The following is a 1959-nucleotide window of genomic DNA, read 5'->3' as shown; positions in this document are numbered from 1 at the left end:
GATAAAGCGGTGGAATTTACCGCGCACTTACGCCAAGTGGCCAAACGTTTTGATCACACGCTGGTTGAAAACAACAAAGCCATTATTAAGCTGTTGCGTGATCCTAACGCTGAACGTCAGCAGTATCTGGCACTGATTCAGCATTTTACAGATTTCAGAGACAATATCGATCAAAAACGAGCGGCATTTAATAGCAGCATTATCGACAAGCTAGGCGGTAGCGCAGGAGAGGTAGGGAGAATGACTCGGGACACCATGTCATCGTTCAGCTATATAGAAGAATTAACGGATTACATCAATCAGGATAACTACCCAACTGAGGCAAGAGGGCTTGCCAAAGAACATCTAGCAGATACCTTAGATAAAACCTGTCAGCAATTCAAACTTGCGTTGCGTGATGTTAACTCACTACCAACAACCCAGCGTAAAAGCTACTCAGAGGCGATTAAAGCCACTTTAGAGACGTTTACTGAGCAATATGGTAAAGAGTTGTCTGAAAGCCAACACAAAGCGATACAGAGCGGTTTAGAGTCGTACCGACATCAGGTTAATAAAACCCATTCACCTAGCCGAGGATTTAGTCCTTAATTGAATCCTCAAAAAAACCGTTACTGAAGGATAAATTGCTGAGGCAAGCTACGTGGTTTAAGTGATGATTTTTCACTTATCCACAAAAAATTTTATCACCCGTTTCTTTAAGGGTTTTTATTTGATCCTGTTTACTCCTGTTTACTCCTGTTTAAGAGCCTTTTTTCACCTTTAAAATCAATAGCTTACAAAGAGAAAAAAGAGTAAATGAGCCGAAAAAAGAGTAAATGAGCCAAAAAAAGAGTAAATGAGCCGAAAAAAGAGTAAATGAGCCAAAAAAAGAGTTGTTTAAAGATAGCTATTTATTTTACTATTTTTATGATAGTTTATCTCATGTGGAATTCTAATAAACGTAGAAATAGTGAAATATAAAATGGAAAATAATTTAGTCGTACAGTCAAATGATTTAGTTCTTGCTACTTATACGATGACAACAAAAGAAAAAGAGCTTTTACTAACTTGTATTAGTCAAATTGATAGTAGACCTGATGCGCCAAATATCAGTAAACAAACCAAATTTACTATTACTGCTGATGAGATAAAAAGGCTTTTTTATAGTGATAGCAACGCAAAAAATATCTATCGTGATATTGAGCAAGCTAGTAACCGCTTGTTTGAAAGGGAGGTGATCATCGCACTGCCAGACAATGAAGTATTGCGTACACGCTTTGTTAGTAGTCTTCTATTCAGCCCAAATACAGGGAAGATTACGCTAACTTTTGCAGAGGATATATTGCCGTATCTGACACAATTAAAAGCAAATTTTACTAAATATAAGTTGTTAGAGATCAGTGAGCTCTCAAGTATCCACTCAATACGCCTATATGAATTAATAGTGTGTTGGATTGGACAGTATCAATACAGTAAAGCATATGAACTTGAAGATTTTAAATATGTTATGGGTATAAAAGGCAAGTACAAGCAATTTAGTGAACTTCGAAAGTATGTGATCGATAAAGCCTTAGAAGAGATTAATGAAAGTACAAATTATAAGGTTAGTGTGGAATATAAAAAAAAGAGTAGAGGCAAAGGTTACGAGGGGCTAACGCTCAAATTCCATCGGAAAACATTAGACAAACTAACCAGTGAAGATGGCACCCTGTCCCAAGCTACCATACAGTCGATTGTTGATAACGTGCAGTTTATGAATGACTATAACAACCATCCAAGCCTAAGTTATGACGGCAAAATGCAGACTGAGGCATTTAAGCGCGAAATGATTAATATCATACAGCGAGAGCCTGAAAGTTTTAACAAGCCTAATAAGGCTTTAGAGAGCTATCTACCAAAGATTAAACACTGATACTTTTTCTAACATCCGTTAAAGTCAAAAGAACCACCGTTTTTTCTTCTTAGCCGTCGCGACGATTG

2 protein-coding genes are annotated in these 1959 nt (G+C 37.1%); both read left to right on the top strand.

Annotation, left to right across the window (positions count from 1 at the left end; genetic code table 11):
* Nucleotides 1-588: hypothetical protein (locus EI162_RS14040; RefSeq protein ID WP_225737014.1), on the top strand; the 588-nt coding region annotated here is incomplete at its 5' end.
* 373 nt (nucleotides 589-961) lie between these two features.
* Nucleotides 962-1891 carry a replication initiation protein gene (locus tag EI162_RS14035; protein WP_192524918.1) on the top strand — a complete coding sequence of 310 codons (930 nt, stop codon included), beginning with the start codon at nucleotides 962-964 and terminating at the stop codon, nucleotides 1889-1891.
* Nucleotides 1892-1959: the final 68 nt, after the last annotated feature.

Source organism: Psychrobacter sp. FME6, from assembly GCF_014861365.1.
GTDB lineage: Bacteria > Pseudomonadota > Gammaproteobacteria > Pseudomonadales > Moraxellaceae > Psychrobacter.
The sequence above is the reverse complement of the archived record's forward strand: the minus strand, read 5'-3'. Positions and strand labels throughout refer to the sequence as shown.

What these genes read in the sequence shown, in the direction of transcription:
- EI162_RS14035 (WP_192524918.1), top strand. Translation starts at nt 962, where the DNA reads ATGGAAAATAATTTAGTCGTACAGTCAAATGATTTAGTTCTTGCTACT.